The sequence below is a fragment of the Streptomyces sp. NBC_00210 genome, from assembly GCF_045160975.1.
Lineage (GTDB): Bacteria > Actinomycetota > Actinomycetes > Streptomycetales > Streptomycetaceae > Streptomyces.
In genome coordinates this window covers 3279669-3306188 of the sequence record NZ_CP108120.1, presented here as the reverse complement: position 1 = coordinate 3306188, position 26520 = coordinate 3279669, and the positions used below count along the sequence as shown (strand labels likewise).

The 26520-nt window shown below is 69.7% G+C and carries 20 protein-coding genes and 1 pseudogene; 11 read left to right on the top strand and 10 right to left on the bottom strand.

Annotation, left to right across the window (positions count from 1 at the left end):
- Positions 1–64: 64 nt before the first annotated feature.
- Complete coding sequence (locus OG729_RS14820; protein ID WP_405806465.1) at positions 65–469, bottom strand: DUF4307 domain-containing protein; 405 nt, start codon at positions 467–469, stop codon at positions 65–67.
- A 162-nt stretch (positions 470–631) separates the two neighbouring features.
- Between OG729_RS14820 and mca the strand changes: the two genes are divergently transcribed.
- Entirely contained in the window at positions 632–1513 is an 882-nt protein-coding gene (mca, locus tag OG729_RS14815) for a mycothiol conjugate amidase Mca (RefSeq protein ID WP_405806464.1), read from the top strand.
- Positions 1506–1757 carry a hypothetical protein gene (locus tag OG729_RS14810; RefSeq protein ID WP_360878391.1) on the top strand — a complete coding sequence of 84 codons (252 nt, stop codon included), beginning with the start codon at positions 1506–1508 and terminating at the stop codon, positions 1755–1757. Before mca ends, OG729_RS14810 begins: the two co-directional genes overlap by 8 nt.
- Positions 1758–1917: 160 nt before the next feature.
- Here the strand turns inward: OG729_RS14810 and OG729_RS14805 are convergent, their stop codons facing one another.
- A complete protein-coding gene (locus OG729_RS14805) occupies positions 1918–5289 on the bottom strand; it encodes a tetratricopeptide repeat protein (RefSeq protein WP_405806463.1) in 3372 nt (1123 codons plus the stop codon).
- A 351-nt stretch (positions 5290–5640) separates the two neighbouring features.
- Between OG729_RS14805 and OG729_RS14800 the strand changes: the two genes are divergently transcribed.
- The 5 genes from OG729_RS14800 to OG729_RS14780 all read left to right on the top strand — a co-directional run bounded on the left by OG729_RS14800 (position 5641) and on the right by OG729_RS14780 (position 14680).
- Positions 5641–7701 carry a thioredoxin domain-containing protein gene (locus tag OG729_RS14800; protein WP_405806461.1) on the top strand — a complete coding sequence of 687 codons (2061 nt, stop codon included), beginning with the start codon at positions 5641–5643 and terminating at the stop codon, positions 7699–7701.
- Between the two features lie 247 nt (positions 7702–7948).
- The gene (locus OG729_RS14795; protein WP_360878400.1) at positions 7949–9211 is read left to right on the top strand and encodes a glycosyltransferase; all 1263 of its coding nucleotides are present in this window, start codon (positions 7949–7951) and stop codon (positions 9209–9211) included.
- On the top strand, positions 9208–10944 hold the full coding sequence (locus OG729_RS14790) for an ArnT family glycosyltransferase (protein WP_405806459.1): 1737 nt from the start codon (positions 9208–9210) through the stop codon (positions 10942–10944). The genes OG729_RS14795 and OG729_RS14790 overlap by 4 nt, the downstream gene beginning before the upstream one ends.
- Positions 10941–12158, top strand: a complete 1218-nt coding sequence (locus tag OG729_RS14785; protein ID WP_360878402.1) for a glycosyltransferase — start codon at positions 10941–10943, stop codon at positions 12156–12158. The genes OG729_RS14790 and OG729_RS14785 overlap by 4 nt, the downstream gene beginning before the upstream one ends.
- Before the next feature lie 98 nt (positions 12159–12256).
- Entirely contained in the window at positions 12257–14680 is a 2424-nt protein-coding gene (locus tag OG729_RS14780) for a galactose oxidase-like domain-containing protein (RefSeq protein WP_405806456.1), read from the top strand.
- Between the two features lie 137 nt (positions 14681–14817).
- Here OG729_RS14780 and OG729_RS14775 read toward each other — a convergent pair whose 3' ends face one another.
- Positions 14818–15495, bottom strand: a complete 678-nt coding sequence (locus OG729_RS14775; protein WP_360878408.1) for a hemolysin III family protein — start codon at positions 15493–15495, stop codon at positions 14818–14820.
- A gap of 287 nt (positions 15496–15782) precedes the next feature.
- Between OG729_RS14775 and OG729_RS14770 the strand changes: the two genes are divergently transcribed.
- Complete coding sequence (locus tag OG729_RS14770) at positions 15783–17606, top strand: phosphoenolpyruvate carboxykinase (GTP) (RefSeq protein WP_405806454.1); 1824 nt, start codon at positions 15783–15785, stop codon at positions 17604–17606.
- A 251-nt stretch (positions 17607–17857) separates the two neighbouring features.
- Here the strand turns inward: OG729_RS14770 and OG729_RS14765 are convergent, their stop codons facing one another.
- Together OG729_RS14765 and OG729_RS14760 are read right to left on the bottom strand one after the other, a co-directional pair.
- The gene (locus OG729_RS14765) at positions 17858–18244 is read right to left on the bottom strand and encodes a hypothetical protein (RefSeq protein ID WP_360878413.1); all 387 of its coding nucleotides are present in this window, start codon (positions 18242–18244) and stop codon (positions 17858–17860) included.
- 79 nt (positions 18245–18323) lie between these two features.
- Positions 18324–19535 carry a pyridoxal phosphate-dependent aminotransferase gene (locus tag OG729_RS14760; protein WP_360878416.1) on the bottom strand — a complete coding sequence of 404 codons (1212 nt, stop codon included), beginning with the start codon at positions 19533–19535 and terminating at the stop codon, positions 18324–18326.
- Positions 19536–19601: 66 nt separating this feature from the next.
- Here OG729_RS14760 and OG729_RS14755 point away from each other — a divergent pair.
- Positions 19602–19910, top strand: a pseudogene (locus OG729_RS14755) (maleylpyruvate isomerase N-terminal domain-containing protein); the annotation flags it as partial.
- A 48-nt stretch (positions 19911–19958) separates the two neighbouring features.
- Here OG729_RS14755 and OG729_RS14750 read toward each other — a convergent pair.
- The 4 genes from OG729_RS14750 to OG729_RS14735 are packed head-to-tail and all read right to left on the bottom strand — an operon-like array spanning position 19959 to position 23268.
- Positions 19959–21122 (bottom strand): cysteine desulfurase family protein, encoded by a 1164-nt coding sequence (locus OG729_RS14750; RefSeq protein ID WP_405806453.1) that lies wholly within the window; start codon positions 21120–21122, stop codon positions 19959–19961.
- Positions 21119–22063: a hypothetical protein gene (locus OG729_RS14745; RefSeq protein ID WP_360878422.1), complete on the bottom strand. Its 945-nt coding sequence runs from the start codon at positions 22061–22063 to the stop codon at positions 21119–21121. The genes OG729_RS14750 and OG729_RS14745 overlap by 4 nt, the downstream gene beginning before the upstream one ends.
- Positions 22064–22084: 21 nt before the next feature.
- Complete coding sequence (locus OG729_RS14740) at positions 22085–22705, bottom strand: hypothetical protein (RefSeq protein ID WP_360878426.1); 621 nt, start codon at positions 22703–22705, stop codon at positions 22085–22087.
- Positions 22706–22710: 5 nt separating this feature from the next.
- A complete protein-coding gene (locus tag OG729_RS14735) occupies positions 22711–23268 on the bottom strand; it encodes a dCTP deaminase domain-containing protein (RefSeq protein ID WP_360878429.1) in 558 nt (185 codons plus the stop codon).
- A 208-nt stretch (positions 23269–23476) separates the two neighbouring features.
- Between OG729_RS14735 and OG729_RS14730 the strand changes: the two genes are divergently transcribed.
- Both OG729_RS14730 and OG729_RS14725 read left to right on the top strand, forming a co-directional pair.
- A complete protein-coding gene (locus OG729_RS14730; RefSeq protein WP_405806451.1) occupies positions 23477–24547 on the top strand; it encodes a LysR family transcriptional regulator in 1071 nt (356 codons plus the stop codon).
- A 14-nt stretch (positions 24548–24561) separates the two neighbouring features.
- Positions 24562–25899, top strand: a complete 1338-nt coding sequence (locus OG729_RS14725) for a methyltransferase domain-containing protein (RefSeq protein WP_405806449.1) — start codon at positions 24562–24564, stop codon at positions 25897–25899.
- 118 nt (positions 25900–26017) lie between these two features.
- On the opposite strand, the gene OG729_RS14720 is transcribed toward OG729_RS14725, so the two are convergent.
- The gene (locus OG729_RS14720) at positions 26018–26344 is read right to left on the bottom strand and encodes a nucleoside triphosphate pyrophosphohydrolase (RefSeq protein ID WP_405806447.1); all 327 of its coding nucleotides are present in this window, start codon (positions 26342–26344) and stop codon (positions 26018–26020) included.
- Positions 26345–26520 lie beyond the last annotated feature (176 nt).

Genomic DNA, 26520 nt, shown 5'->3' with positions numbered 1-26520 from the left:
GGACGAAAGCCATATGAATTACGTCATTGCAGGTCAGCGTAGAGACCCGCGGTGATTCACCGGCTTAGTGGGCGTTGCATTCCACGAGCTCGGCGCTGGTCGCGCGCGCCTTCGTACGAACCTTCACGACCTGGTCGATGCGCGTCTCGCCGCGCTGCCCGACCCGAACGTCGAGCCTGGCCACCTCGTCGCCGTTCTCGGCGCGGCTGCGCAGTGTGCAGGTGCCGGTGGCGTCCGCGTCCTTGCGCACCTCCAGGTGCACCTGGACCTCGGTGTCGGAAGTGACGCCGAACTTGATCACTTCGGCGCTGATCCGCTGCCCGGCGATGTAGTCGTAACCGAACCAGCCGATCACCCCGAGGAACACGACGCCGAGGCAGGCGCCGACGATCTTGAGCTTGCGGTCGGCGCGCTCGTCCGCGGAGCGGCCGTAACGGCCCGTGGGGACGTCGTCGCGCAGCGCGGTCATGTCAATTCCTCTCGGTGGGGGCTGCGGAATTTTCCGTCCCCCGATTCGGTCACTATAGAAGCCGTCCGCCCGCTACCCGCCAGCCGCCCCACATCGATGTCCCTCCGGACGGCACCGGTATACGGCACCGGTACTACGCGACGAATCACTGAGGATCGAGTCTTGACTGAGCAGCTGCGACTGATGGCCGTTCACGCCCACCCCGACGACGAGTCGAGCAAGGGCGCGGCCACGATGGCCAAGTACGTGTCCGAGGGGGTGGACGTGCTGGTCGTGACCTGCACGGGGGGCGAGCGCGGCTCCATCCTCAATCCCAAGCTCCAGGGGGACGCGTACATCGAGGAGCACATCCACGAAGTGCGCAAGAAGGAGATGGACGAGGCACGCGAGATCCTGGGCGTCGGCCAGGAGTGGCTCGGCTTCGTCGACTCCGGTCTGCCCGAGGGCGACCCGCTGCCTCCGCTGCCCGAGGGCTGCTTCGCGCTGGAGGACGTCGAGGAGGCCGCCGGCCGCCTGGTGAAGTCCATCCGCGCCTTCCGCCCGCAGGTCGTCACGACGTACGACGAGAACGGCGGCTACCCGCACCCCGACCACATCATGACCCACAAGATCTCGATGGTGGCCTTCGACGGCGCGGGGGACGCCGAGAGGTTCCCGGAGTCGGAGTTCGGCCCGGTCTGGCAGCCGCTGAAGCTCTACTACAACCAGGGCTTCAACCGTCCGCGTACGGTCGCGCTGCACGAGGCGCTGCTGGAGCGCGGCATGGAGTCCCCGTACGGGGAGTGGCTGGAGCGCTGGAAGGAGTTCCAGCGCGCCGAGCGCACGCTGACCACGTACGTTCCGTGTGCCGACTTCTTCGAGATCCGCGACAAGGCGCTGATCGCGCACGCGACGCAGATCGACCCCGACGGCGGCTGGTTCCGGGTCCCGATGGAGATCCAGAAGAAGGTCTGGCCGACGGAGGAGTACGAGCTCGCCAAGTCTCTGGTCGATACCTCCCTCCCCGAGGACGACCTCTTCGCGGGTGTACGCGAGAATGCCTGATATGAGCGCGAGCCTGGCACTGACGACGCACCTGGTCCCTCTGGCCAAGGAGATCGACAACGACAAGGTGACGCCCGGCGTCCTCGGCTTCATCGTCTTCGCGGCGCTGGCCGTGGGGGTGTGGCTGCTGATGAAGTCGATGAACCGGCACATGGGGAGGGTGAACTTCGAGGAGGCGCCCGACGGGGAGGCGAAGCCTGCGTCGGTGGACGGCAAGCGTGAGGCCGGGCCGGCGTCGGCCTGAACCCGAGGTTTGTTCCCCCACCCCGCCCCATCCCGTAACCAAGGGTCTTCGCCCCAGACCCCGGACGCCCTTCTAGGGGGAGTGTCCTCAATCGCCGGACGGGCTCCATAGGAGCCCGTCCGGCGATTGAGGACGAACCGGCCGCCGGACGGCCCCGGTGCTAGGTCGCAGCCGCCACCGGGACGCCCATCACCTCCCGCGCATGGCGGTTCGGGACCATGCCCAGGTGCCAGGCCTGCCAGCCGTCCTCCAGGCGGACGCCGCGTTCCAGCATCACCGCGAGCGCCTCCGCGCAGTCCTCCAGCTTGCCGTCGCGTGAGGGGTGCGGCCTCTCCATCAGCCGGGTGAGCTCCTCCTGGGCCACCACCGTGCCCACCTCGATACCGCCCGGGGACGCGTACGGCAGCAGGGTGCAGCGCAGGAAGCGGGCCCAGTCGGCGCCACGGTCGTCCTCGTACGAGGCGAACAGTTCCACCGCCTCGTCGCACAGCGTCAGTGCCTGGGCCGGGCGGTTGTTCCCCGCGTCGATCAGGGCCAGCTCCAGACAGGTCCAGGCCTCTCCGTGGGCCACCCCGATGCGGTGGAAGTCGGCGCGGGCGTCCACCAGGAGCTGCCGGGCGAAGCCGGAATTGCGTAGGTTGCCGGTCTGTTCCGCGCGCTGGTCCCGGGTGACCCGGCCCGAGTGGTGGCGGGCGCACGCCAGGCCGTAGACGTCGCGCATCCGGGAGAACATCGTGCGGGCCCGCTCCAGCTCCCGTACCGCCTGGTCGCGGTCCCCGCTCTCCTCCAGCGCCTGGCCCAGGTAGTACAGCGTCCAGGCCTCGCCGCGCGCGTCCTCGTTGTCCCGGTGCCGGGACAGGGCCTGGCGCAGCTGCTCCACCGCCGGGGCCGGATCACCGTCCACCAGCCGCGCGCGGGCCAGCTGGGTCAGCGCCCAGGCCTCGCCGCGGCCGTCACGGGTGCGGCCGTACAGATCCAGGGCGGTGTGCAGCTCCGACTCCGCGCGCGGGACGTCGCCCATGCGCAGGCACACCTGGCCCAGCTGGAAGTGCGTCCACGCCTCGCCGTGCAGGGACTCGCCCTCCCGGTGCAGCGTCAGCGCCGTCGCCAGCAGGGTCAGCGCCTCCTTGAGGTTGGCCCGGTCGCGCTCCACCGCGGCCAGCGCGTGCAGCGACCACGCGCGGTCCTCGGCCTGCTCGTCCGGGGACTGCAGCTCGATCGCCTCGTGCAGCTTCGCCGCGGCCTCGGTCAGATTGCCCTGGTGGTGCAGCGTGATGCCGAGCGAGCAGAGTGCCAGCGCGGTGCCCGAGTCGTTCTGCGCCTCGCGGTAGAGGCCGACGACGGACGACAGGGTCGTACGGGCCTTGTCGAGCTCGCCGAGCTGGCGGGCCGCGATTCCGGTACGCCAGCGGACGGACCGCTCCAGCAGCCCCTGGTCCACGGCCTGGGAGAGCTCGCTGATCTCACCGAGGCGGTACAGGTCGCCACGCAGCAGGCAGTAGTCGCACAGCGCGCCCAGCAGACTCAGCACGGTCTGCTGGTCCACGCCCTCCGCGTACCGCAGTGCCGAGGTGATGAAGCTCGACTCGTCGTCCAGCCAGCGCAGTGCCGCGTCCAGCGAGGGGAAGCCGTGCGCCCCGAACTGGCCGGCGCGCGTGGACATCTTGCCGTCCACCATGCGGATCACGGCCCCGGCCAGATCCGCGTAGTTCTGGATGAGCCGCTCCTGCGCGGCCGTGCGCTCGGCGGGCTCCTCCTCGTCGAGGAGCCGGGCCCGGGCGAAGGACCGTACGACGTCGTGCAGCCGGTAGCGGCTGGCCCGTACATGGTCGATCAGGCCCGCCCCGGCCAGGTCTGTCAGCAGCCGCTCGGACTCCTGCTCGTCCGTGGCCAGCAGCGCTGCCGCGGCGGCCGCGCCCAGCGAGGCCCGTCCGGCCAGTGCGAGCCTGCGCAGCAGCCGGCGCGCCTGCTCGGGCTGGTCCGTGTAGCGCAGCCACAGCGCACGCTCGACCGGGTCCACCGGACCGTAGGCGCCCAGATCGGCCGCGAGCTGGTGCGCGGTGCGAGGACCGAGCGAGGAGCCGGCGATACGCAGCGCGAGCGGCAGCCCGCCGCACAACTCCCGTACGGCGTCGGCCGACTGGGCGTCGTACGGACCGGACGAGGGCTCCTCGGCCGAGGCCCGCAGCAGCTCTTCGGCGCCCGCCGGGTCCAGCGCGTCGACCGGCAGCTGGTGCACCCACGCCGGAATGTCGTCCGGCAGGTCGAGCGGCCCGCGCGCGGTCACCAGAACCAGGCTGTCCGAGCGCTCCGGCACCAGGGTGCGCACCTGCGCCGGGTCGCTCGCGTCGTCCAGGACCACCGTCACCGGCAGACCGGTCAGATGCTGGTGGTAGAGCTCGCTCAGCCGCCGCACCTGCTGCTCGGCCGAGGACCGCTCCCCTCGGGGGGCCGACTCAGGCTGGGGCGGCGTCGCGTGCCGATGGCTGTCGCCTGGCTGCGTTGCGCTCGTCGCGCGCAGCACCGCTGCGCTCTCCTCCCGCGCCTTGCCATGCTCGGCCCTCGACCCGCTCCTTCTCCCGCCCCAGCCTGAGTCGGCCCCCCGGAACAGCAGCTGCTCGCGCGGTGCGCCGAGACGGTTCAGCAGATGCAGCAGGGCGTCCCGTGTGGAGAGCGGCTGGTCGCCGTCGCCGCGCAGATCGACGATGCACGCGCCGCGGAACTGGTCCTTGAGGTGGTGCGAGGCCCGCACCGCGAGCGTGGTGCGCCCCGAGCCCGGCTCGCCGTACAGCACCACGATCGTCGGCTTCGTCTCGGTCGACGCGCGGGCCGCGTGGACCCACTGCGCGATCTGCGTCATCTCGTCCCGCCGGCCCGCGAACGGCCCTTCCGGGTCCGGCAGATGCCCGAAGGACTGCTCGAGCACGGAGCGCCTGCGGGCCGCCGCGCTCCGGTCGGTGCCCCGCAGCTGCGGCGCCGCGGCCGCCTTCTTCGTCGCGGTACGGGTCGTCGATGCCAGCATCCGCTGCTGGTCGAGGAACGGGCGGATGCCCCGTACCTCCAGCGCGGTCAGCCACTGCAGGCGCAGCTGCTCGGCGCCGCCCGGCTGCCCGAGCGCCCCGGCGCGGCGGTGCGCGGCCGGCCAGTGCGAGGCGGTCACCTTGGCGACGGTGGTCGCGGCCCCCGCGACGGCGACGACGGCTCCGGCGCCGATCGCGGTCCCCGTGGCCGTGCCCAGCGCCAGATCCGCGCCGATCGCGGCGGCCGCGGCAACGGCCGTCACCAGCACGGGTGTTGCTATGTTCTGCCGGTTGAACCGCGCGGACAGTGGCTGCTGCCCGGCCTCCGCCTCCGCCAATGCCTGCTCGTACGCGGCGTACTCCTCGCCCGCACTCGCCGCCATGCTGTCCAGGGCTGCCCGCCCGCGTGCCAGCAGCACACCCGAGTCCGACCGCCCTCCCGAACGCCGTACCTCTTCCTCGACGGCGCGTACCAACAGCCGCTCGGCTTCCGCCCGATGGCTGTCCCGCATGTGCGTCCCCCTCTGAGAGCTCCGGTTTCCGTACGGTTCGGTTCCGGTTCCGGTTCCGTACCGGCGTCAAGTGTCCTGCGTACGGGGCTTCAGCGCGAGGGAGCCACGAGAGACCGCAGTGCGGCGAGCGTGTCGAGGGTCCTGGGGTGCCCGGGCCCGAAGTGCGCTTTCTGGCAGGCGAGTACACGTTTTCAGCTCGGTACGGCCCGGTCCCTCCGGCCGCCCGGCGGTCCATGCGGCGGGGCGACGCGTCCGCAGGCGCAGCCCCTCACTGAACGTGGCTCCGGTTCCACTGTGTGTTACCACCGTGGCGTATGCGCGTGCCTTCGCCGGGTGCGCAAAGATTGAGGTATGCCGAACCGCCTCGCTCATGAGACCTCCCCCTACCTCCTGCAGCATGCCGACAACCCGGTCGACTGGTGGCCATGGTCGGGCGAGGCCTTCGAGGAGGCGCGCAGACGCGGTGTGCCGGTGCTGCTCAGCGTCGGGTATTCGAGCTGCCACTGGTGCCATGTCATGGCGCACGAGTCCTTCGAGGACGAGGCGACCGCCGAGTATCTGAACGAGCACTTCGTTCCGGTCAAGGTCGACCGCGAGGAGCGGCCCGACGTCGACGCCGTATATATGGAGGCCGTGCAGGCAGCCACCGGGCAGGGCGGCTGGCCGATGACCGTCTTTCTCACCGCGGACGGCGAGCCCTTCTACTTCGGTACGTACTTCCCGCCCGAGCCCCGGCACGGCATGGCCTCCTTCCGGCAGATCCTCGAAGGGGTCGTGGGCGCCTGGACCGAGCGGCGTGACGAGGTCGGCGAGGTGGCCGGGAAGATCGTCCGGGATCTGGCCGGGCGCTCGCTCGCGTACGGCGGGGAAGGGGTGCCCGGCGAGGAGGAGCTGGCGCAGGCGCTGCTCGGGCTGACGAGGGAGTACGACGAGCGGCACGGCGGCTTCGGCGGGGCGCCCAAGTTCCCGCCGTCCATGGCGATCGAGTTCCTGCTGCGGCACCATGCCCGTACGGGGGCCGACGGTGCGCTGCAGATGGCCGCCGAAACCTGCGAGGCCATGGCACGCGGCGGGATCTACGACCAGCTCGGCGGCGGTTTCGCGCGGTACTCGGTGGACCGCGAGTGGGTGGTGCCGCACTTCGAGAAGATGCTCTATGACAATGCGCTGCTGTGCCGGGTGTACGCGCATCTGTGGCGGGCCACCGGATCGGAGCTGGCCCGGCGGGTGGCGCTGGAGACCGCGGACTTCATGGTGCGGGAGCTGCGCACACCGGAGGGCGGGTTCGCGTCGGCGCTCGACGCGGACAGCGCCGTCGGAGACGGACGGGGGGACCCCCAGACCGAAAGCTCTGGGGGAGGTGCGGGCAAGCATGTCGAGGGCGCCTTCTATGTCTGGACGCCTCAGCAGCTGAGCGACGTGCTGGGGGACGAGGACGGCCGGCTGGCCGCCGAGCGCTTCGGGGTGACGGAGGAAGGCACCTTCGAGGAAGGCGCGTCGGTCCTGCAACTCCCGGACGGCGAAGCCGATCCGGCCATCAAGCGGCGTCTGCTCGCCGCGCGGGAGCGGCGGGCCAGGCCCGGCCGGGACGACAAGGTCGTCGCCGCGTGGAACGGCCTCGCGATCGCGGCCCTGGCCGAGGTCGGCGCGTACTTCGAACGGCCGGATCTGCTCGAGCGGGCGACCGAGGCGGCCGATCTCCTGGTACGCCTCCACATGGACACGGGGGCGCGCCTTGCCCGTACCTCCAAGGACGGACAAATGGGCGCACACTCGGGCGTGCTGGAGGACTACGCGAATGTCGCGGAGGGCTTCCTGGCGCTCGCGGGCGTGACCGGCGAGGGTGTGTGGCTGGAGTTCGCGGGCCTCCTCCTCGACATCGTCATCGACCAGTTCGTCGGCGAGGGCGGGGCTCTGTACGACACGGCACACGACGCCGAGCAGCTGATCCGCCGCCCGCAGGACCCGACGGACAGCGCCACCCCGTCCGGCTGGACGGCGGCCGCCGGTGCGCTGCTCTCCTACGCCGCGCACACCGGCTCGGAGGCCCATCGCACCGCCGCCGAGGGCGCGTTGGGCGTGGTGAAGGCGCTCGGCCCGCGGGCCCCGCGCTTCATCGGCTGGGGTCTCGCGGTCGCGGAGGCGCTGCTCGACGGGCCGCGCGAGGTGGCGGTGGCCGGGCCTTGGGGAGCCGAAGTGCACACGCAGACACGGGAGTTGCACCGTACGGCGCTGCTGGCCAAGGCCCCGGGAGCGGTCGTCGCGGTCGGCGAGCCGGACAGCGAGGAGTTCCCGCTGCTGCACGGACGCACCCTGGTGGACGGCAGCCCGGCGGCGTATGTCTGCAGGAACTTCGCCTGCCGGATGCCCACGACGGATCCGGCGGAGCTCGCCGAGCAACTGGGCGGTTGAGGCCCGCGGCAGTGCCCGGACCGACATAGCACGGACGGATGTGTACGTGCCGGAAACTCGCCAAGTGGCGGAAATACATCACTTTTTATCCGGCGAGCACCGGAGTTTAACGTTCCGGGGCTAGCGTCCCGCTCGAGGAGTAGCCGGACGGCGGCACTGGGGAGTGCCACGCCCGAAGCTGCGCAAAGTGTGCTGCCGGCCAGGGGGGTCCTGTTGCCGGGGCACAGGTCCAAGGGGGGACCCTTCGGTGCTCATATCGGTGTTCGTCGTTGCCATTTCGGTGGCTTTGTTCTGGATGGCGGCGTTTACGCTGTGGTGGCAGATGCATGCCTGGCGTACGCCCGAGACGCTCGCTTCGACCCGCTTCGACCGTCCCGACGGCGGGACCGGTCTCTCTTTTTCGCTGCTGCTGCCCGCCCGCCACGAGCAGGCCGTGCTGGAGCACACCATCGAGCGGCTGCTGGAATCCAGCCACACCAACTACGAGATCATCGTGATCGTCGGCCACGACGACCCGGAGACCGCAGCGGTCGCCGAGCGCGCCGCGGAACGCGACCCGATCCGGGTGCGGGTCGTCACCGACACCCATGAGTCGAAGAACAAGCCCAAGGCCCTCAACACCGCCCTCCCGCACTGCCGCGGCGACATCGTGGGCGTCTTCGACGCCGAGGACCAGGTCCACCCCGAACTGCTCGCCCATGTCGACCACGCCTTCACTTCCACCGGCGCGGACGTCGTCCAGGGCGGGGTCCAGCTGATCAACTTCCACTCCAGCTGGTACAGCCTGCGCAACTGCCTGGAGTACTTCTTCTGGTTCCGCAGCCGGCTGCATCTGCACGCGCAGAAGGGCTTCATACCGCTCGGCGGCAACACCGTCTTCGTGCGTACGACCGTCCTGCGCGAGGCCGACGGCTGGGACCCGAACTGCCTGGCCGAGGACTGCGACCTGGGCGTGCGGCTCTCGTCCGTCGGCAAGAGGGTCGTCGTCGCGTACGACAGCGACATGGTCACCCGCGAGGAGACCCCCGGCACGCTGATGAGCCTGCTCAAGCAGCGCACCCGCTGGAACCAGGGCTTCCTGCAGGTCTACCGGAAGAAGGACTGGAAACAACTCCCGGGCCGCGGCCAGCGGTTGCTCGCCCGCTACACCCTGATGACGCCCTTCCTGCAGGCATTCTCCGGCGTGATCATCCCGCTCAACGCAGCCATCGCGCTCTTCCTCGACGTCCCCGTCGGCATCGCCATCGTGACCTTCCTGCCGCTGATCACGGCGATGGTCACCTTCGTCTTCGAGATCGTCGGGCTGCACGACTTCGGCAAGCAGTACGGCCTTCGCGTCCGCTTCGTCCACTACCTCAAGCTCATCGTCGGCGGGCCCTTCTACCAGGTGCTTCTCGCCGGTGCCGCGGTGCGCGCGGTCTGGCGGGAGCAGCGGGGGCGCAACGAGTGGGAGCTCACCAGCCATGTGGGCGCGCATCTCACCGAGACACGAGAGGACGTCCGCCGGTGACCACGACCCTGCCCCCGGCGCCCGACACCGCCACGCCGGCCGTCGCAGCGGATCCCCGCCCGACGGTGCCCGTGCATGTCCGGCCCGTCATACGCTTCCGCAGCTCCCGGCCCGATCTGCTGCTCTGCTTCGGCCTGCTGGCCGTGATCCTGCTGGTCCAGGGCTGGAACATCACGAACTTCCCGAACCTCAGCGACGACGAGGGCACGTATCTCGCCCAGGCCTGGGCGGTCCAGCAGGGCGACGGACTCGCGCACTACACGTACTGGTACGACCATCCGCCGCTCGGCTGGATACAGATAGCCGGGCTCACCTGGATACCGTCCCTGATCGCGCCCGACACGATGAACGTGGCGTCGATGCGCTTCGCGATGCTGCTGGTCAGCGCGGCGTGCGCGGTGCTGCTGTACGTGCTGGCGCGCCGGCTCTTCCTGCCGCGCTGGGCCGCCGGTCTTGCCATGGTGCTCTTCGGGCTCTCGCCGCTCTCCGTCGTACTCCAGCGCGAGATCTTCCTCGACAACATCGCCGTGATGTGGATGCTGCTGGCGTTCTGCCTGGCCGCTTCGCCGAGCCGTCATCTGTGGCACCACTTCGCCGCGGGGCTCGCCGCCGCGACGTCCGTGCTCACCAAGGAGACGATGCTGGTGGTGCTGCCCGCGCTGCTGGTGACGATGTGGCGGCACAGTCATCGCGACACCCGGAAGTTCGCCGTCACCGGCGCGATTACGGCATGCGCGCTGATCGGGCTGTCGTATCCGCTCTTCGCGCTGCTCAACAATGAGCTGTTTCCCGGTCCCGGCCATGTGTCGCTGATCGACGGCATCACGTACCAGATGGGCCGCGAGGGCTCGGGTTCCATCTTCGACGCGGGCTCCGGCTCGCACGGGGTGCTGCAGTCCTGGCTGTACTACGACAGGGTGCTGCCGCTCGGCGGCCTCGCGGGCGCGGCGCTGCTGCTGATCACCCTGCGCTGGTCGGTGACCGCACGGGCACTGGCCGGCCCGGCGCTGGCGGTGGGGATCCTTGCGCTTGTGGCGATGCGGCCGACTGGCTATCTGCCGGCGATGTACGTGATCCAGGCACTGCCGTTCCTGGCGTTGGTGCTGGCGGGTGGGGCGGCGAGTGTGGCGCATGCGGTGCTGTGGCGACATGGAGCCCCTCCGGCGATTGAGGAGCTGGGGGTCCCCCCACGCCCGCAGGGCGTAGGGGGCGGGTCCGGGGGCGGAGCCCCCGGAAACAAGCCCCTCCGGCGTTTGAGGAGTGAGGTCCGGGGCGGAGCCCCGGCAAGGGTCGGCGTGGCCGTCGTGCTCGCCGTTGCCGCCGCCGCGTACGTCGTGCCCCGTTGGTACACCGGCAACCGCGACGCCCTCACCGTCGACGCCAACGGCCCCTACCGCGCCGCCGCCGCCTGGCTCCAGGACGAGGTCGCCGACCCCGCAGCGACCAGGGTGCTCGTCGACGACGCGCTCTGGCTGGACCTCGTGCACGACGGGTACAAGCCCGGCACCGGCGCCATCTGGTTCTACAAGGCCGACCTCGACCCCGCCGTGACGAAGACGATGCCCCGCGGCTGGCGGGACCTCGACTATGTCGTTTCGTCCCCGACCGTCCGCCGCGACGCGGTGAACCTGCCCAACGTCAAGTCTGCCCTTGAGCATTCGAAGCCCGTCGCCGTCTTCGGCGGCGGCGAGGACCGGATCGAGATCCGCCGTATCGCCGGAGGCCAGCGATGACCACACCCCGTACCGGCGCCGAAGAACTCGGAGATCCGGAACTGAGCGCCGCCCAGCTCGCCGAGCCCGGTGCCGTCACCATCATCATCCCGACCTTCAACGAGTCGGGAAACATACGGGAGTTGTTGCACCGGCTCACCGAGTCGGTGCCGTCCCGGCTGCCGTGTGAGGTCCTCTTCGTCGACGACTCCACGGACGACACCCCGGAGGTGATCCGCGACGCCGCGCAGGACTGCCCCTTTCCCGTCGCCGTGCTGCATCGCGAGACCCCGGTCGGCGGACTCGGCGGCGCGGTCGTCGAGGGTCTGAAGTCAGCGAGCTCCGACTGGATCGTCGTCATGGACGGCGACCTCCAGCATCCGCCCTCGCTGGTGCCGGAGCTGGTCGGGGCGGGGGAGAGCGCGGTCGCCGACCTCGTGGTCGCCAGCCGCTACATACGCGGCGGCAGCCGCGAAGGCCTCGCGGGCGGCTACCGCATCGCCGTGTCGCGCTGCGCGACCTGGCTGACGAAGGCGCTCTTCCCGCGCCGGCTGCGCGGCATCAGCGACCCGATGAGCGGGTTCTTCGCGATCCGGCGCAGCGCGGTGACCCCCGAGACGCTGAAGCCGCTCGGCTACAAGATCCTGCTGGAGCTGGCGGTGCGCTGCCGCCCGGAGACGGTCGCCGAGGTGCCGTTCGTCTTCCAGGAGAGGTTCGCGGGCGAGTCCAAGTCGACGGCGAAGGAAGGGCTGCGCTTCCTGTCGCACCTGGCCGCGCTGCGTACGTCGTCGCCGGTGGCGCGGATGGTCGCCTTCGGCCTGATCGGCCTGACCGGCTTTCTGCCGAACCTGCTCGGGCTGCATCTGCTGGTCGCCGCGGGGATGCACTATCTGCCGGCCGAGATCGTCGCCAACCAGTTCGGCGTGCTGTGGAACTTCGTCCTCATCGAGGTGCTGCTGTTCCGGGACCGCCGCGGGCACCGGCACTGGGCGGACCGGGTGGGACGGTTCGCGCTGCTCGCCAACGCGGATCTGCTGCTGCGGATTCCGCTGATCGCGCTGTTCGTGGGGCAGTTGGGCCTGGAGGTGCTGCCGGCGACCACGCTGGCGCTGCTGACGACGTTCGTTCTGCGCTTCGCGGCGACGGAGGCGCTGGTCTATCTGCCGCGCAAGGGGCGGGAGTCGGGCGCTGGGACGACCCGGACCTCCCGGAGCGCGAGGAGCGCGCGGCGCTAGTACATGGCCGCGCATGGCTGCCGGGAGCCGTCCGGCAGCCGGTTCGTCCTTGATCGCCGGACGGGGAGATCGGGGACAGCACAGAAAGGGATCTGTCCATGCCACCAACGATCCGAAGAAGGCGCAGACGCTCAGCGGCGCTGCTGAGCGTCGGCGCAATGACCGCCGCGCTGCTGATATCCGCCCCCCAGCCCGCGTCCGCCGGAGCCAACCTGATCACCAACCCCGGCTTCGAGCAGGCAGGTACCGCCGACATGCCCGCCTGCTGGGAGAAGTCCGGCTGGGGCGACAACGACTTCACCTTCGAAACCGTCGCCGACGCGCACTCGGGCACCAAAGCCATGAAGGTGTCGCTGACCCGACGGGTCGACGGCGACCGCAAGGCGATGATCACCGAGGACACGGTCTGTGCGCCCAAGGTGAGGCCGGGCAAGCAGTACGACCTGTCGTTCTGGTACAAGAGCGACACCCCCGACACCGCGGTCACGCTCTTCCGGCACGACGTCACGGCCGGCTGGCAGTACTGGACGGATCTCAGGACCCTGCCGATCAGCGCGAGTTACCAGCGCTCCGAGGTCCGCACACCCGAGATCCCGCCGGGCACCGACCAGATCACCTGGGGCGTCTCGGTCTACGGCACGGGCTCGGCCACCACCGACGACTACGTCATGGAGGAGGTGTCCGCGCCTGACCCCGAGCCCCAGTGCACGGCGACGCCCGAGGAGTGCGCCAAGGGCCGCTGGGACGTCCTGACGGCCAAGAACCCGGTGCGCTCGATGCACTCCGTGGTGCTGCACAACGGCAAGGTGCTCGTCATCGCGGGCTCCGGCAACGACCAGGCGCAGTTCGACGCGGGCACCTTCACCTCGGCGATCTACGACCCGGCGACCGGCGCCTTCCATATGATCCCCACCCCCGCGGACATGTTCTGCTCGGGCCATGTCCAGCTCCAGGACGGCCGGGTGCTGGTGATGAGCGGCAACAAGGGCTATCCCTCCGCCGACGGCACAATCGGCTACCAGGGCCTGAAGGACTCGTACACCTTCGACCCGGCGACCGAGACGTACACGAAGACGAACGACATGAACGGCGGCCACTGGTATCCGTCGGCCACGGTCCTCGGCAACGGTGACGTCATCTCCTTCGGCGGTCTGAAGGAGGACTCGACCGGCAATGTGACCGCCGAGAAGTTCTCCGCGGCGCAGAACAAGTGGCTGCCGTGGTACGACGTCAACCAGACCTGGTCGTACTGGGGTCTGTACCCGTCGATGATCCTGATGCAGGACGGCCGGCTGTTCTACTCCGGCAGCCATGTCTTCGGCAACGGCACCCAGGGGTCGGGCGCCTCGATCTACGACTACACCGCGAACACCATCACCGATGTGCCCGGCCTGCAGAACAAGGACCAGCGGGACGAGTCGGCGAGCGTGCTGCTGCCGCCCGCGCAGGACCAGCGGGTGCTGACGATGGGCGGCGGCAACAACGAGACCAACCCCGCGGCCAACCGCCTCACCGACATCATCGACCTCAAGGTGCCCAACCCGTCGTATGTGCACGGCCCGTTGCTGCCGCAGGGCCAGGTCGACCAGGGGCAGGGCAAGCGGCCGCAGACGGGCGCGGAGGGCAAGATGTTCGTGTCCGCGGTGCTGCTGCCCGACGGCAAGGTCTTCGAGACGGGCGGCGGGCTGCACGACCGGGCCGACCCGGTGTACGAGGCGTCGTTCTTCGACCCGGTGAGCAATACGTACCAGGAGGGTCTTGCGACGGACCCGATCCCGCGTACGTACCACTCCTCGGCGTTTCTGCTGCCGGACGGGCGGGTGATGGCGGTCGGCGACAACCCCGGCAACGGCACGTACAACAACAATGTGTCGGTCTACACCCCGCCGTATCTCCTCAAGGGCGCACGGCCGAGTATCACTTCGGTGATCGACGGGCAGTGGACGTACGGAGACACCCAGCGGATCACGGTAGACCGGCCGATCGCCAAGGCGGAGCTGATCCGCCCGGCGGCGGTCACTCATTCCTCCGACCCCAACCAGCGGTTCGTGGATCTGCCGATGACGGTCGACGGGAACAACATCGACCTCAATGTCACCAGCAACCCGAATCTGGCCCCGCCCGGCTGGTACATGCTCTTCGCGGTCGACGCGAACGGCATTCCGTCGGTGGCGCAGTGGGTGCACCTCGGCGGCCCGGCGGCGATGTCCGCGGATGCGCCGTCGGCGCACGTCCACAGCTTCGCGGACGCGCCTTCCTCGGAGCCGAAGTCGCGGCTGAAGAAGCGGAACTCGGCCCCGGTGAGCCCGCGGATCGCGGGGTGCGACCGGCACTACGGGACGGTCGGGGTCTGCGTCCCGACGGTCTTCCCCCGGGGGGTGAAGGCGACGACGACGGCGCGCTGCGGGTGGCTGGAGGCGCACGACTACGGCCGGCTGAAGGTGAACGGGAGGGACGATCCGTTGCGGCTGGACCCGAGCGGGGACGGGGTCGCGTGCGGAAAGGGGGACGGGGGGAGGTAGCTGGGGGCTTCGCCCCCAGACCCCCAGTCCTCAATCGCCGGACGGGCTGAGAGATTCAGCCCGTCCGGCGGAAAGTCCAGCCCCGTGGGGTCCCCCCGGACGAGGTCTGGGGGAGATCGGTGGGCCGGCGGCAGGGCCTACGAGTGCTGGTAGGCCACCAGCGAGATGCCGACGTAGTGCACGACGAACGCCGCGAGCGTGAGCGAGTGGAAGACCTCGTGGAATCCGAACCACCGCGGTGACGGGTTCGGCCGCTTCATTCCGTAGATCACGCCGCCCGCGCTGTAGAGCAGCCCGCCGACGATCACACAGACCAGCACCGCGATCCCGCCGGCCCGCATGAACTCGGGCAGGAAGAAGACGGCGGCCCAGCCCATCGCGATGTAGCAGGGGGTGTAGAGCCAGCGCGGTGCGCCGACCCAGAAGACCCGGAAGGCTATGCCCGCCACGGCCGCCGCCCAGACCGCCCAGAGCAGCGTCCGGCCGCTGGAATCGGGCAGCAGGAGCATCGTCAGCGGCGTGTAGGTGCCCGCAATGATCAGAAAGATATTGGCGTGGTCGAGCCGGCGCAGCACGGCTTCGCCGCGAGGGCCCCAGTTGCCACGGTGGTAGAGCGCGCTCACGCCGAAGAGCAGGCATGCGGTGAAGACATAGATGGCGCAGGCCACCCGGGCCTTGGTGGAGTCGGCCAGCGCCGTGAGCGTCAGCCCCGCGACCAGTACGGCGGGGAACATCCCGGCGTGCAGCCAGCCGCGCAGCCGGGGCTTCACCGGCGAGGGCTCTATCTCGGTCACTTCGGGCGCGGCAGAGGTCATAACGGGGATGGTACCTACGCAACCGTAGGTAACAGGCCCTCTCCGGCCAGTCTCACAACGAGTGTTACACCGGGTGACACCGGGCCGGGCACAGGCCATCTACGAGTCTCCTACGAGTTTCGCGTGCCCGCGAGTGGTGATGCTCACGTGAGACGTCCTCTGGACATATGCGCATACTGCACGGATGATCAGATGAGTGCGGTCGGCACCGGATGAGCGGCTACGAAGCATCCGGGTCGCGGCCCCCACGGGGCGACAACCAATAAATCCCTCACTTAGGAGCAATCGTGGCGCGCGACATCGCGGCTCCCAGCACCGTTCCCACCAACCACCAGGAGCTCGTCTCCTGGGTCGACGAGATCGCAGCAATTACGCAGCCGGACAGCGTCGTCTGGTGTGACGGATCCGAGGCCGAGTACGAGCGCCTGTGCGAGGAGCTCGTCGCAAAGGGCACGTTCAAGAAGCTGGACCCGATCAAACGCCCGAACTCCTACTACGCCGCTTCCGACCCGAGCGACGTGGCGCGCGTCGAGGACCGCACCTTCATCTGCTCCGAGAAGGAGGAGGACGCGGGCCCGACGAACCACTGGAAGGCCCCCGCGGAGATGAAGGAGATCTTCGCCGGTGAGGAGGGCATCTTCCGCGGCTCGATGCGCGGTCGCACGATGTACGTCGTGCCGTTCTGCATGGGCCCGCTGGGCTCCGACCTGTCCGCGATCGGCGTCGAGATCACCGACTCCGCCTATGTCGCGGTCTCCATGCGGACGATGACCCGCATGGGACAGCCCGTCCTCGAGGAGCTCGGCTCCGACGGCTTCTTCGTCAAGGCCGTGCACACGCTCGGTGCTCCGCTGGAGCCGGGCCAGGCCGATGTCCCGTGGCCCTGCAACTCCACCAAGTACATCTCGCACTTCCCGGAGACCCGCGAGATCTGGTCGTACGGATCGGGCTACGGCGGCAACGCCCTGCTCGGCAAGAAGTGCTACGCCCTGCGCATCGCGTCCGTCATGGCGCGCGACGAGGGCTGGCTCGCCGAGCACATGCTGATCCTCAAGCTCACCCCGCCGCAGGGCGAGTCCAGGTACGTCGCCGCGGCCTTCCCGTCCGCGTGCGGCAAGACCAACCTGGCCATGCTGGAGCCCACGATCTCGGGCTGGACGGTCGAGACCATCGGTGACGACATCGCCTGGATGCGCTTCGGCGAGGACGGCCGGCTGTACGCGATCAACCCCGAGGCCGGCTTCTTCGGCGTCGCGCCCGGCACCGGCGAGCACACCAACGCCAACGCCATGAAGACCCTGTGGGGCAACGCCGTCTTCACCAACGTCGCGCTCACCGACGACAACGACATCTGGTGGGAGGGCATGACCGAGGTGGCCCCGGCCCACCTCACGGACTGGAAGGGCAACGACTGGACCCCGGCGTCCGAGACTCCGGCGGCCCACCCGAACGCCCGCTTCACCGTGCCCGCCTCGCAGTGCCCGATCGCCGCGCCCGAGTGGGAGGACCCGAAGGGCGTGCCGATCTCGGCGATACTCTTCGGCGGCCGTCGCGCCTCCGCGGTACCGCTGGTGACCGAGTCCTTCAACTGGCAGCACGGCGTCTTCCTCGGCGCCAACGTGGCGAGTGAGAAGACCGCCGCGGCTGAGGGCAAGGTCGGCGAGCTGCGCCGCGACCCGTTCGCGATGCTGCCGTTCTGCGGCTACAACATGGGCGACTACATGGCCCACTGGATCAAGGTCGGTCAGAACGCGGACGCGTCGAAGCTGCCGAAGATCTACTACGTGAACTGGTTCCGCAAGAACGACGCGGGCAAGTTCGTGTGGCCGGGCTTCGGTGAGAACAGCCGCGTGCTGAAGTGGATCGTGGAGCGCCTGGCGGGCAAGGCCGAGGGCGTCGAGACCCCGATCGGCATCCTGCCGACGCGCGAGGCGCTCGACACGGACGGCCTCGAACTGCCCGAGGAGGACCTCGACTTCCTGCTCAAGGTCGACAAGGACGTGTGGCGCGAGGAGGCCGGTCTGATCCCCGAGCACCTCAACACCTTTGGTGACCACGCGCCGAAGGAGCTGTGGGACGAGTACCGCGCGCTGGTCGCCCGGCTCGGCTGAGCAGCCGGCTGAGCACGTGTAAGACGTCGCGGCGGACCAACTCGACTTCCGCCCTGACCTGTGGGGTCACCCATGGTCTGCCGCGTCCCCGGCCCCCGGAGCCCCCTCACGGCTCCGGGGGCCGGACCCTTTCCGGCACAGGTGTTGCCGCGGGTTTTGGCGCAGGTGATTGCAGCGGGGGTTACCCGCAGGGCACGTGGGAGATGGGTGGCACCCGGTCCACCTGCCTCCGCGGCCGTGGACCGGGGCCGTCAGGGGGCGCCGACCAGGCGCGCTTCGGCCAGGGCGGCCGTGTGCGCGTCCATGCGTTCGGCGGAGAGGATCGCCGCCGCGGTGTCGGCGCGGGATGCCGCGACCACGAGGGCGCGGCCTGCCAGGGCGAGGGCGCGACGGTGCAGGGCCGCGGGGTCCGCGCCGCTCAAACCCGCGTGGCGGACGGGCGGGGCGCCGCGGAGGCGGGCGATCTGGGCCGCGATGCTCTCTGCGGCCTTGCCGAGGCCGAGTTCGTCGGTGACGGCGAGCAGAGCGGACAGATGGCCCGCGAGCTGGATGTCCAGCTCTTCCTCGCGGCTGCGGTGCGGGTACTGGGCATCGTCGGCCATCGCATGGACCGACTTGGTGCGGATCGGCTCGTACATGGGAATGGCCTCCTGCTGTCTCAGAAGGCCATCCTAGCTTAGATTCTGTCTAAAGTTGAGCTCGGTCGTGAATCTTTGCTCAGGGTTGGCTGTAGCCGTCCAGGAACGTCCCGATCCGCGTCACCGCATCCGCCAGATCCTTCGCCGCCGGCAGCGTCACGATCCGGAAGTGGTCCGGCTCCGGCCAGTTGAAGCCCGTGCCGTGCACCACCATGATCTTCTCGGCGCGCAGCAGATCGAGCACCATCTGCCGGTCGTCCTTGACCTTGTAGACCTTGGGGTCGAGCCGCGGGAACAGATACAGCGCACCCTTCGGCTTCACGCAGGTCACGCCGGGGATCTGGGTGAGCAGGTCGTACGCCACGTCCCGCTGTTCAAGGATCCGCCCGCCCGGCAGCACCAGGTCCTCGATCGACTGCCGCCCGCCGAGCGCCGTGGCCACCGCATGCTGCGAGGGCATGTTGGCGCACAGGCGCATGTTGGCCAGGATCGTCAGGCCCTCGATGTACGAGCCCGCGTGCGCCTTGGGGCCGCAGACCGCCATCCAGCCGGAGCGGAAGCCCGCCACGCGGTAGTTCTTGGAGAGCCCGTTGAAGGTGAGGACCATCAGGTCCGGGGCGATCGTGGCGGTCGGGGTGTGTGTGGCGCCGTCGTAGAGGATCTTGTCGTAGATCTCGTCGGAGCAGACGATCAGATTGTGCCGGCGGGCGATCTCCGTGAGACCGCGCAGCATCTCGTCGTCGTACACCGCACCCGTGGGGTTGTTCGGGTTGATGATCACGATCGCCTTGGTGCGGTCGGTGATCTTCCGCTCGATGTCGGTGAGGTCCGGCATCCAGTCGGCCTGCTCGTCGCACCGGTAGTGCACGGCCGTTCCGCCCGCCAGCGAGACGGACGCGGTCCACAGCGGGTAGTCCGGGGCCGGTACGAGCACCTCGTCCCCGTCGTCGAGCAGCGCCTGCATCGACATCTGGATCAGCTCGGAGACGCCGTTGCCGAGATAGATGTCCTCGACGTCCAGGTCGATGCCCTTGGTCTGGTAGTGCTGCATCACTGCGCGGCGTGCGGACAGCAGGCCCTTCGCGTCGCCGTATCCGTGCGCGCCGCCGAGGTTGCGGAGCATGTCCTCGAGGATCTCGGGCGGGCACTCGAAACCGAAGGCGGCCGGGTTGCCGGTGTTGAGCTTGAGGATGCGGTGACCCGCTGCCTCAAGCCGCATCGCCTCCTCGAGGACCGGGCCCCGGATTTCGTAACAGACGTTTGCGAGCTTCGTCGACTGGATCACCTGCATGTCGGTGAGGATACGGGCGCGTAACGCTGATCGCTTGGTGTTTTCGGCCACGAGAGGGTGGCGAGAATGTCCGATTTGGCATGTTCGGCCGGTGAGAGCGCCCGCATTCCTTCGAAAGGGCCGGCCGAGTGGTCCGTACGCCTGCGGATTCCGTTGCGGCGAGAGAAAGAAAACGGGCCGGTGTTGCCCTCGTCACCCTGGCCGGAACGATCACCCGAGTCATTCCGCAGTCGGCTGGACAGTGCAGCCGTGCTCAGCATCGTTGATGAAGTCACCCGATCCGGTGCCCGCATCGCGGCCACGCTTGCCCCACTGACCGACGCGGACGTACGTGCGCCCTCGGCGCTGCCCGGCTGGACCCGCGGCCATGTCATGGCTCACCTGGCCTGCATCTTCGGTGCTGGTGATGCCGGTCCGAGCGGGTCAGGCCCCGTCGGCGGGCGCCGGTGCCAGGGTGTGTGCGGCTCGCGTGACAAGGTCGACGGCTTGCTCGATGTCGTTCTCGGTGGTGGTGCGGCCGAGGCTGAGCCGGAGGGTTGCGCGGGCCTGGTCACGGGTGAGGCCGATCGCGGTGAGGACGTGGGAGGGGTCGCCGCTTCCGGTGTTGCAGGCCGAGCCTGTGGAGGCGGCGATGCCGGGGAGGCGGTCGAGGAGGTCGGCGGCCTCGATGCCGGGAAGGGTGAGGCTGAGGTTCCCGGGCAGTCGCCGGTGTGGGTGTCCGTTGACGACGGCGCCGGGGATCGCGGCCAGGAGGCGGTCTTGGAGCTGGTCGCGCAGGGCCCGGATGCGGGGCGGGGGCGGGGCGACGTCGGTGGTAATGAGGCGGGCGGCGGCGCCGAAGCCGACGATCGCGGGGACGTTGGGGGTGCCCGCCCGCAGCCCGCGTTCTTGTCCGCCACCGGTCTGCTGGGCGGTGATGCGGACGCCGCCGCGGATGTAGAGGGCGCCGATGCCCTTGGGACCGTGGAGTTTGTGGGCGGACAGAGAGGCGAGGTCGACGCCGAGTTCGTCGACGTCCAGCAGGCCGCAGCCGGCGCTCTGAGCGGCGTCGGTGTGCAGGAGGATGCCGCGCGGGGTGGTGATCTCGGCGATGGCCGCGAGCCGTTGGAAGGTGCCGATCTCGTTGTTGGCGTGCATCACGGAGACCAGCACGGTATTCGGGGTGAGGGCTGCGGCGATGTCGGCGGGGTGGACGCGGCCCTGCCGGTCGACGCCGACGCGGGTGAGTGTGTAGCCGTGGTGTTCGACGAGCCGCTGGCAGGCGGCGAGGACGGCCTTGTGCTCGATGGCGGCGGTGACGACGTGCCCGCCGTACGGCCGGGCGGCCAGGGCGGCGCCCACGATCGCCAGGTGGTTGGCCTCGGTGGCGCCGGAGGTGAAGACGATCTCCAGCTCGTTCTTGGCGCCGACCAGGTCGGCGACGTGGCGGCGGGCGGTACGGACGGCCCGTGCGGCGGTGCGTCCATAGGCGTGCGGGCTGGAGGGGTTGCCGTACTCACCGGTGAGGAACGGCAGCATCGCCTCCAGAACGCGCTCGTCCAGCGGGGTGGTGGCCTGGTGATCGAGGTAGATCGGTTCGGTGATCATGCGGCCCGCTCCTCGTTTCGGGCGGCGGCCGGTGCCGTCGCGGCGTACTTGCGTTCGCCGTCGACCAGGTCCCAGTAGATGCTGCGGGGCTCGTCGAAGACGGAGAACGCTGTGGCCAGGCAATGCCAGTTCCGGTTCGACTGGGCCAGGGCGAGGAAGAAGGCGTCCTCGAACAGCCGGCGGGCGCGTTTGGCCAGGGCCTCGCAGGTCGGCTGCGGCCCGAACAGGTGCAGGAAGCCGCGCTCTCGCAGCCATGCCTCGGCGTGCTCTGCGCCGGCCGCGCCGTCCAAATGCCCGCCGTCGGTGAGGGTCTGGGTGGCCAGCCGCTCAAGGCGGCGGCGTCGGCGAGCGTCCTCGCCGCCGGGGCAGTGGTCGCCGGAGATCTTCCACTCGTGCCAGCGGGGCGGCTGGTAGCGGTCGAAGTCGACGTCGTCGAGGTGGGCGGTGACCTGTGGCGGGATCTGGCCGCGGGTCAGGTCCGCGACGTCGTAGCCGGGCCCGAGGGCCTCCATCGTGAGGCAGCCCGGCCGCCCCGGGCCTGGCCGGTCCATGCGGATAAGGACGGTGAGCCTGTTGGTGAAGCGGTTGGTGGGCTCGGCAAGGATCACGGCCCGGCAGTCGGCCAGCAGGCCGGCCGCCCTCGGCGGGATCTCCACGACGGGGAAGGTGTTGCCGCCGCGGTAGTACTGCTTCTTCTCCACCCCGCCGTCGGAACGAATCATCAGCGTGGCTGTGCAGGTGGCGGCGGTGAGCGCGTGGGCGGCGGTGCGGACCGTCGCTGCGCTGGTGCCCGGCGGGATCAGGCAGGCATTCAGCACGGGTAGCTTCAGCGAGTGCAGCAGGGCCATGGTCTGCCACTTCGGCCAGCGCCGGTCCTTGGTCGCCGCGGTCAGCTCATTGGTGGCGAGCGCGTGCAACGGGCGGGGCAGGGGTATCGCCATCGCGTCGTTTCCTTTCCTTCGTCAGGCGGCGTCCGCGAGGTGCAGGTCGGCGGAGAGCTCGGCGAAGGTGCGCTCGCGGTGGGCGGTGAAGGGGTGGTCGCGCCAGTCGAAGTACTCGCCGATGCCGAGTTCGTATGCGCAGACGCGGCGTACGAACTGCCGGGCGAAGCCGGCCGAGAGCCAGTAGTAGTGCTCGCCGGGCCGGGGCGAGAGGTAGAGGTAGGAGCCCTCCGCGGCCGTCGGTAGGTCCGCCATCGAGGCGAGCCGCAGCCCGGGGCCGCCGGCCTTCTCGTAGGCGGCGGTGATCGCGTCCGGGTCAGGGACGGGGATCAGGTGCAGGTGGCAGTGGCTGCAGCAGGAGGCGCCAAGCTCGCAGTCCCGGGGCCCGTGCTCGGCCAGGATGACCGGCCCGTAGCGGGCCTGGATGAGGGTGCGCATCTCCTCGGTCTCCGCGGCGACCCGCTCCAGGCCGGCAGGGCTGACGTCGGCGGCGGCGTCCAAGTGCTCGACGGGCATGAACAGGCAGTAGCCCGGGGTCAGGGCGCCGATTGTGGGAAGCAGCACCCAGCCGCAGGCGGTCTCGGTGATGATCCGGGTCGTGCCCTGGCGTGCGGTGAACTCGGTGCAGAACTGGCAGTCCATGGCTGTCACCTCCGGATCGGGCCGACGGGGAACTCGTCGGCGTATCGGCTCTTCAGGTCGGTCTCGCGGGCGTAGAAGGGGTGGGGCGCAACGTCGTCGGTGCGGGGTCCGTCCAGGGCGAAGACGAGCAGGCGGGCCAGTGGCATGCCGTGGTGCAGCCGCAGGACGGCGGGGCCGGTGTTGACGAGCTCCAGCGTCAAGTGCCCGTTCCAGCCGGGCAGGACGAACGGGCTGGTGACGTGGACGGCCAGGCCGACGCGGGCCAGGTGACTCAGCCCGCCGATCATGCCCATCAGCCCGGCGCCGAGCCGCAGCGGCTCTTCGACCGCTCCCAGCAGCATCTCGCCAGGCATCAGCTCATGCGTCTTCCACTCGGTGACCGGCTCGCCGTAGAGTTCGTCGATGCTGGACTGGTCGGCGAGGTCGATCACCAGCGTGCTCGGTGCCGCAAGAGGCTGCAGCGGAGAGCCGAGCGTCAACAGCAGCCCGTCGCCTCGCAGTTGGCCCGGCCATTCCAGAGCACTCTGATTGATCAGCCGGGTGATCGATTCGGCTGAGAGCATGGCTCACCCCCGGGACTTGGGCAGTGCTGTGGGCATCGCCTTTCGGATCGAAGGCGGCTACTGAAATGTTCCCCGGGACAGTCCGCGATATCCATATGTCCGATAGGACACTTAAAGGTTTTCTCGGGGTGAAATGCGGAGAAGTTCAGTTCTGCTGGCCGTGCGGACAGTGCAACCTGGTTGAGGCCGCGTCAGGGAGGGGGGCGTGATGGTGCCGTCGTTGCCGCCCGGGCCGTTGAAGGTGCCGGGCCCGGAGGGGTTCCGCGCCGATCTGTTGTCGTGTTCCCCGGATCTGCTGGATCTGACGTGGGACCAGCTCAGGACGCTGATCGTCGTCCGCGAGGCCGGGACCGCGCTGGCCGCGGCGAAGGTGCTCGGGCGTGAGCAGTCCAGCGTGCAAAAGCAGCTCGACATCCTCAACCGCAACTTCCAGGTCCTGACCGGCGAGTTGCTGGTGGTCAAGCAAGGCCGGGGCAAGGACTTCCTGTTCACCCCGACCGGGCTGGAGGTCGTCGAACGTGCTCGGGCCACCTTCGCCGACTGGCTGCAGGGCATAGCCGACTCCCGCCGCCGGCTCGGATCGACGCTGACGGTGGGGACGACCGAGTTCACCCTCGGCTTCCTGGGCCGGGTGTGGGAGCGGGTCGCCCCGCAGCTGATGGAGCGGGAGGTCGAGCTGAAGGTCGTGCATGTGCGCACCCGCGACTTCTGGAAACGCCTGGACTCCAACCAGGTCGACCTGCTGTGCGGTGGGCTGGCGGCCGATGCCGGCGCCGAGCGGGTCGCCCCCGACTACGACTTCCTCGAATGGCATCGCGAGGGCCTGGCCCTGCTGACGAACCTGCCGGTGCGCGAACTCGCCGCCAAGACCGTCGGTGTAGACCGGCTGCGGACCCTGCCGCTGGTCATCCCCGCTCGTGGAGTGATCACCGACTTCGTCGAGCGCTGGTATGGGCCCGACTTCCGCTCGCAGCTGCAGATCGTCGCCGAGATCGACGACATCTATTACGGACTCGCCCTGCTGCGGTCCCGCGTGACGTATGGGTGCATGCTGTGTGCCCGCTCCATCGGCGAGGCCGCCGTCGACGGGCGCCTGCCCACCAGCGAGGACTTCCGGCTCATCAAGTTCGCCGACGACTTCGACCCCATGCTCCAGCTGATCTCCGGCGTCTTCGCCCGCAAGGGCGAACGCGAGACGTACGACGCCTCCCACCCGCTGAACATCCTGTGGGACGCCTTCCGTGACGAGGCCGCCTCCGGCAGGCCCCTGCCCCTGTGATTTAAGGACCTCTCGTGCTGCTGGCCTCGGTCAACCTCAACAAGCGTCTCGGCGTCGTCGGCGCCCGCTCGAACCTCGCCGCGTGGCTGCGCGAGCACGGCGTCAAGGCCGTGCTCGCCCAGGAGCCGTTCAAGCCCGCCGACCGGACGCCACCCGTGCTGAGAGGCTTTTCCTTCGGCGGCGGTGACGGACACCTAGCCGTGTGGATCAGCGAGGACCTCGCCACGCCCGCCGTCTCGTCACCCCAGAAGTGGGTCCAGCGGATCGAGCTGGAGTGGCTGGTCGTCCTCCAGGTGCATCTCGACGCCTATGCCAGCGCCTCCCGGGCCGCCCAGCTGGCCGAACTGGCCGCGATGGCCGCCGCCGAGGACGGTCGCCCACTGCTGATCTGCGGGGACTTCAACCTCGCCCCCCGCCCCGAGGACGGTCTGTTCGGCGAGGAGATCAGCACCTTCACTACCGATGCCGAACGCGAGACGCTGCGGCAGCTGACTCAGGGTGCGGGTCTGGTCGACACCACCGCCGAGACGGAGCCCGCGTTCACCTTCGAGCGCGTCCTCTCCGGCAAGCCAAGCCGCTTCCGCTGCGACCTCGCCCTGCTCAGCGACCACCTGACGGCAACGACCACCGTCACCGCCGACGCCTCGGTCCGAACTGGCCCCAAGGCGTTCACCGACCACTCAGCGCTGCTGGTCGACCTGTCCGTCACCCTCCAGGCGGCCGAGCCGGACGACGTGCTCTTCGCGCTGAGCGAGCTCGCCGGGGAGAGCTCCGCCGCCCCGGCGAGGAGGGAGTATCAGCCCCATAAGACCGCGATGAGCCGCCAGGCCCCCTCTCCGGCCTCCCGGGCGGTGACCGAGAACCTGACCGGCCAGCTGGGCATCACCAGCGTCCTGGACCACGGCTGCGGCCGCGGCGCCGACGTCGCCCACTACCGCTCGGTGGGCCTGGACGCCGAAGGCTTCGACCCGCACGATGATTTCGGCTGGCCCCGCCCCGGCCGCAGCGGCTTCGACCTGGTCAGCTCGATGTTCGTCCTCAACGTGCTGCCCGACCCGTGGCAGCGGATCCAGGCCCTCAAAGACGCGGCATCCTTCGCCCGCCCCGGCGGCCATGTCGTCGTCGTCACCCGCTCACCGCAGGAGATCACCAAGGCCGCCGCGGAGGGCGGCTGGACGGCCCACCACGACGGCTTCTGGTCCAGCCAGAGCAAGGGAACCTTCCAGCGCGGCATCGACCCGGAAGAGATCACCGCACTCGCCCGCCGGGCCGGACTCATCCCCGCCGCCGACGCCCCTGTGCTGCCCCTGGCCGGGGTCTGCCATGCCGTCCTGTCCAAGTCCGAGGCATGAACTGCGTACCCACGAATGTCCCAGGTGCGTACGACGTTGTATACGAAGCCGCGTACTAACCAACGTCCCTGGTCGTGTGCGCAGTTGTGTACCAACTGATTGCCGAGACGGCCGCGGGTCAGCGGTTGCCCGTCCAGACGATCCGGTCGGCGAAGCCGCCCCGCTCACTCGCCTTGGCCTCGCGGATCTTCTCCAGCTGATCCGCATCGACCCCCAGCTCCGCGGCGAGCGCGCGCACGACCTCCAGTACGTCCGCGAGTTCCTCGGGCGCCGACTCCTCGTCCGCCGCAAGAAACTCGGCGACCTCCTCGCCGAGCTTGTCCCGCAGCCTGCTGCGGTATTCCTCCGGGCCCGCGGTGTAGGTGATCGGCTCGGCCCCGTCCTCGCGGACGATCTGCGGAATCCGGTCCCGCACCAACTTGCTGAACTTGCTGTAGCGAACCACCGGTTGCTCTCCCGCACCCATCGCCGCGAGGCGGACGCCGGCTGCCGCCCCTCATGCCGAGGCAGCCTAGGGAAGACGCCTCACCACTCGCCATGTGAACCGCCAATCCCACCCGTTTGGATGCCACCGCCGCCCGGAGTCATGACGGACCGGGGCGACGCGCAGGCTCATCGTTG